Source organism: Pseudomonas sp. GW821-FHT02A11, from assembly GCF_059421985.1.
The window spans coordinates 1-5,581 of the sequence record NZ_JBWKWB010000051.1; the positions used below are offsets into that span (position 1 = coordinate 1).

A 5,581-nucleotide genomic window follows, 5' to 3' on the forward strand; every position below is an offset into this window, starting at 1 on the left:
CGAATGCGGTGTGTCAGTCAGTTCTGATGTGGCTGACACACCGCATTCGCCAGCAAGCCGGCTCCCACAGGTATGTACATGACGCCAACTTGTATATCTGTCACCACCCCCGCGCCGAATCCACCCAGAAATTCACCGACAATGACGTACTCACCGATTCCACCTGATGGAACCAGCCCTCCGGCAGAAACAACAGATCCCCCGCCTGCAACGTCACGCGCAGAAACGGCACATTGCGCGCCGCAGGGAAGCGCTGATAGTCCGGCGCATCCGGGTTGAAATCACAGCCATCGAGGCCGCCCTGAGGGGCTGTGGACCAGGTGCCCAGCGCCTCGCGGTGATGGGGCGCGGCGAGGATGAACGACTTCTGCCCCCAGACCTGAGCGAACAGGTTGTCGGTGTCGTCGCGGTGCAGCGGGGTCAGCGTGCCTTTCGGGCCGATCCAGATGCGCGGGGCGATGAACAGCGACTGGTCGAAATACACTGGGTAGCGGATCAGTTCCAGCAACTGCGCGGGCAGGATGTTGTTGCCCATGTAGGCGGGCGGGGCGCCGTCGGCACTTTTTTCGGCGGGCTTTTCCAGCGAGGCGATGAAGTCGGCCATGGAGGTCGAGCGGAAATCCCGTTCGGTGGAGAAGGTCTTCTTCACGTAATCGCCGTGGCGTGTAATGCCTTGCAGCTCGGCGAAGTGCACCAGGGTTTCTTCGCGGCTGAGGTTGAACAATGGCCAATCCTGCAGGGCGTTGCTGATCACCACCGGAATGCCGCCGGGCAGGTACAGGTCGCGAAATTCGGCGACCGACAGGTCCGCCCGCGCTCGTCGCTCGACCACCCGCTGCACCGGTTGCGCCGCCGACACCCGCTCGCTGAAGCGCGGTGGCGTCGGATAGCGCTTGTTCATGTCGACCTTTTCGGGCTTGCCTGCGCCCTGACGCGCGCTGTCGATGATCTGCGGCAGCATCGTCGCCAGGCCCATGTTGCCGTCGATCTTCAGCCGGCCACTGGCGAACAGCTCTTCGACGTTGGCCTGCCCGCTCATGATGCCGGCAAAGTCCTGCGGCGCCACCGAGATGGTCACGTCCGCCGCCGCATGGCGCCCGGCGGCGGTGCGGGTGGTGTCGCCGACCTCGGACCAGACCGCCTGATCGGGGCCGAAGACAAACTGGAACACACCCTCGATACCGACCGAGCCGGCGTTGGCGAACAGCTGGGTCAGGACAGTCTGCAGGTCCACGGTGTTTCCTCTTGGTTCTTCAAGGTGAGATGCAGCCGCACATCCCTGCGGGAGCGCGGGTCATTGAAGGGAAAACGAGCATTCTCAGAGGAAATTTACTGCGCCGCCGCGCTTCATCACTGCCCGATATCCAGATGATCGACCTCGACAACGGCTCCCGGCCCTGCATCGACCAGCACGTAGAACTCCCCGGCCGGTTTGTCGAAGGTCAGGCTCGAATCGCTGCCCAGCTGGCCGTGCAGGAGAACATTTTCGTCATAGCCGATCACATCCAGCGTCACGCCGGCGGCATCGCCACCGTCGGTGAAGCCGCCGCTGCAGCGGATCTGCGTGGTATTGATCTGCTTGCAGTCGCAGAACGGGCTGTGGGCCTGCACGGCGGTGCCGAAGCTTGTGCAGGCGACCAGCAATAGCCCGCGCAGGGCGTGGTGCATTGTCGAGGTGTTCATCGTTTCGCTCCTCGCTGTGTGAGCCATGCCACAGTGGCTGGCGAGGCCTGGTTCAGCGGCACTGACGCCTGATGCACCGAGCCGTCCCAGCCTTCCAGGGTGATCCACAGTTCGGCGTCGGCCGTGGCGCGCTTGGGTATCGGCACCTCGGCAATCATGCGATGGGGTGTGCCCTCGAACAGCGAACCTGCGGCCCGCAGACTGCGTGGCTTGCCGATGCGCAGGTAGGTGGCCTTGACCTCGTTGATGCAGCGCTCGCACAGCGCGCCGCTGAAGTGCTTCATGTAACCGGCAGGGCCGTCGAGCTGCGGCGCCTCATTGCGAAACTCGGCAAGCTTCAGTGTCCACGGGCCAACCTGGACGTCGCCGATCTCGCGCTCGCCCAGGCCGCTGTCGCCACGAAACAGCGCAACATCGGCGAAATACCGCGGCATGAACCCCAGCGGGATCAGCAGCAACAGGATGTTCAGGTGCAAGCGCCACTTGAGCCACCATTGGCGCAGTTTCGACGGCGCGGGCACCGGATTGATCGCGGACGGGTTCACAGGCTGGCCTCCGATGTTTCTTGCGTCAGGGCGGGATGGGGCGCGGTGATCGCCTGTTTGCGTTCAGCCTTGGCACTGCGCTTGAGCGCCGCAAGGGTGGCCTGGGCTGTGCGCTTGCTCCAGATCAGCAGGCCGCTGAGGACCATCATGCTCAGCAGCAGGCCGAAGAAGAACCAGATCATCTTGATCCAGAGTCCGCCGAAATCCCCGGTGTGCAGCGGCCGCATAGATTCGGTGACGAACTCCAGCCCCGAGCGCTCCCCCAGCAGGTGCGCGGCAGCGACGGTACCGGTGTAGGGGTTGATCTCGGCCGACTGGTACATCAGCGGATACCAGCCTCGCCCGCCGATCTCCAACAGCGCGTAGGCCGTTTCGGGCAGGGCGATGTAGCTGGCCTCCAGCCCCGGAATCTGCTGGCTGGCGATGCGGATGGCCTGATCCAGCCCGACCTTGTCGACCGATTGCCCATTGGCGGCCCGCGGCACATCTTCGCGAGCGATCACCGGGGCCTCTGCCTGAGTGGAAATACTGATGTGGTTGTCGCCCAGAATCGCCTGAATCAGAAACCAGGTGCCGGTAATGGAAATCACCGCGATGAACCAGATCGACCAGAGGCCGGCGAGGCGATGGAAATCACCCCAGAAAATCCGTGCACCCTGGGCCAGTCGCGGCAGCTTGAAAAAGCCTTTCCAGAAACGCTTGTAGACCACCAGCCCGGTCACCAGCGAGGCCAGCAACGGCAGGCCCAGCGCCGACACCAGATACCAGCCCCAACTGTAGCCGTTGGTGAACGGCACCAGCCACCAGCCATGCAGCGCGCGGGTGAATTGCTCGAAGTTGAACGCAGGGCTCTCGCCCTGGATCGCCCCGGTGTACGGGTTGACGTATACATCGATGGCACGGCCGTCGGGGTAGGACACGCCGACCGTGAGGGCGAAATGTCCCTCGTCGTGACGGCTGATGGACTCGATGATCAGCTGCGGTTGCGCCTGTTTCATCTGCGCAATGATCTGGTCATAACCCAGGCGTTGCGCGTCATCGGACGGCGGGTTGGCGCGCACGTCCGGGTTGGCGAGCCAGACGATTTCTTGACTGACCACCGCCAGGGTGCCGGTCACGCAGACGATCAACACAAAAATCCAGATGGGCAACGCCAGCCAGCTGTGAACCAGAAACCAGATTTTTGAGCGGGACTTTTTCGACATGGAATACGCGTCTTGGTAGCGGGGCGGCGACGGCCGGAGGACGCGGGTGGCGCCCGGTTACCTATAAAGACGGATGAGTGCGAAAAATCCCGACAATGGAGATGAAAGCAAATGTTTCAGGGGGCCATGATTCGAAAACGTCGCGAACGATGGCAAGACAAGGCAAAAACACACGAAAAAGCGCAGCTTATGCTCCCTGAATGAGCATTTTCGTGTGTCGTTAACGCAGGATTGTCGAGCTCAGCAGGTTTCAATCGAGTGCCCGGCCTCGTTTCCAGTAGCCCATTAACGTCAGGGTTTTGCGATCCAGGCCGCGTTCGTTGATCAGATGTTTGCGAATCGCTATGACCGCCGCCGATTCGCCTGCCACCCAGGCGTAGAAGTCTTCGCGGGTGGAATTGGCTTTCTCCCAAAGGATCTTCTTATCCAGATCGACATCCTTGACCAGCTTGCCCGATTGCAGGCTGCGCGCCGGCAGCCACGCCAACTCACGGGCGGCGTGGTGCATGCCTTCGCCGTGCAGGCTGCCGATCACGTCGCGAGGCAGCCAGGTGAGTTGCGTGCCGGGAGCGCAGCGCAGGGGCTGGCAGTCGCTCTCGTGGGGCACTTCGATGAACGCCTGCACCTGCGGGCCATCTTGACGTTCGGCCAATTCTTCGAGAATCCCGGCGATGGCGGGCAGGGCGGTTTCGTCCCCGATCAACAGCACGCGGCGGATGCCTGCCGGGGGTTGCCACTCGTAACCGCCGGGGCTCTCGCTGGCGTCCCTGTGGGGCGCGACCATTTGCAGGCGGTCGCCGGGCTTGGCGTGGGTGGCCCAAGTCGAGGCCGGCCCGGTTTCGCCATGCAGGACGAACTCGACATCCACCTCGGCCTGTTCGGCGCGTAGGGCACGAAGGGTGTAAGTACGCATGGGCGGCTGCTGGTGCGCAGGCAGGGCGCGGCGTGCAGCGTGCCAGTCGCCGTTGTTGGCCAGCGCGGGCAGGCTGCCGTCGGGGGCGGGGAAGAACAGTTTGATGCGTTGGTCCGGGGCCAGGGTTTGCATCGAGGCGACATCGGGGCCGGTGAAGATGAAACGCGTCAACGACGGGCTGAGGGTGATGCGCTGTTTGAGTTGGACATCGAACACTTGATACGGCCGCACTTTCGCCTTGGCGCCGGTCAGCTTGCGCAGGTTGAGGGCCAGGGACGAAACCAGCGCAACAGCGGCGTTCATGGGGGCGGTACCTTTTTTCGGCGGGGATATTGGGTAGACGGGCGGGAAGGTTGGCGATTTAGAAAGCTCGGGATTTTCGCGCCGCTGGATGCGCGTCAGAAGCGGATGTCTCTGCACATGTGATTTCCCTGCGGGAGCGAATTCATTCGCGATCCGTTTCTCAGGCGACAGATGTGCGTCGGATGTCCCACCGTCTCGCGAATGAATTCGCTCCCACAGGGACGGAGCCACTTTCAACGGTTGCTGGTGCTCTGGGGCTCGTGCACGCCGGCCCCCACACCTCAGAATGCGACGTGGGTGCAGGCCGCACTTTCGCTTTGGCGCCAGTCAGCTGGGTGCGCGTCAGAAGCGGACGCGGATGCCTCTGCACATGTGATTCCCTGTGGGAGCGAATTCATTCGCGATCCGTTTCTCAGGCGACAGATGTGCGTCGGATGTCCCACCGTCTCGCGAATGAATTCGCTCCCACAGGGACGGAGCCACTTTCAACGGTTGCTGGTGCTCTGGGGCTCGTGCACGCCGGCCTCCACACTTCAGAATGCGACGTGGGTGCAGGCCGCACTTTCGCTTTGGCGCCAGTCAGCTGGGTGCGCGTCAGAAGCGAACGCGGATGCTTCTGCACATGTGATTCCCTGTGGGAGCGAATTCATTCGCGATCCGTTTCTCAGGCGACAGATGTGTGTCGGATGTCCCACCGTCTCGCGAATGAATTCGCTCCCACAGGGACGGAGCCACTTTCAACGGTTGCTGGTGCTGTGGGGCTCGTGCACGCCGGCCTCCACACTTCAGAATGCGACGTGGGTGCAGGCCGCACTTTCGCTTTGGCGCCAGTCAGCTGGGTGCGCGTCAGAAGCGAACGCGGATGCTTCTGCACATGTGATTCCCTGTGGGAGCGAATTCATTCGCGATCCGTTTCTCAGGCGACAGATGTG

5 protein-coding genes are annotated in these 5,581 nt (G+C 62.7%); all 5 read right to left on the minus strand.

Features of this window, described 5'->3' with window-relative positions; translation table 11 throughout:
- Positions 1 to 100: 100 nt before the first annotated feature.
- Complete coding sequence (locus AC07V9_RS29500) at positions 101 to 1,234, minus strand: cupin-like domain-containing protein (RefSeq protein ID WP_495019150.1); 1,134 nt, start codon at positions 1,232 to 1,234, stop codon at positions 101 to 103.
- 116 nt (positions 1,235 to 1,350) lie between these two features.
- Positions 1,351 to 1,683, minus strand: a complete 333-nt coding sequence (locus tag AC07V9_RS29505) for a hypothetical protein (RefSeq protein ID WP_495019151.1) — start codon at positions 1,681 to 1,683, stop codon at positions 1,351 to 1,353.
- On the minus strand, positions 1,680 to 2,228 hold the full coding sequence (locus AC07V9_RS29510) for a PA2404 family protein (protein WP_495019152.1): 549 nt from the start codon (positions 2,226 to 2,228) through the stop codon (positions 1,680 to 1,682). The genes AC07V9_RS29505 and AC07V9_RS29510 overlap by 4 nt, the downstream gene beginning before the upstream one ends.
- On the minus strand, positions 2,225 to 3,433 hold the full coding sequence (locus AC07V9_RS29515) for a PepSY-associated TM helix domain-containing protein (protein WP_495019153.1): 1,209 nt from the start codon (positions 3,431 to 3,433) through the stop codon (positions 2,225 to 2,227). The genes AC07V9_RS29510 and AC07V9_RS29515 overlap by 4 nt, the downstream gene beginning before the upstream one ends.
- Before the next feature lie 250 nt (positions 3,434 to 3,683).
- Entirely contained in the window at positions 3,684 to 4,649 is a 966-nt protein-coding gene (locus AC07V9_RS29520; RefSeq protein WP_495019154.1) for a siderophore-interacting protein, read from the minus strand.
- Between the last annotated feature and the right edge of the window lie 932 nt (positions 4,650 to 5,581).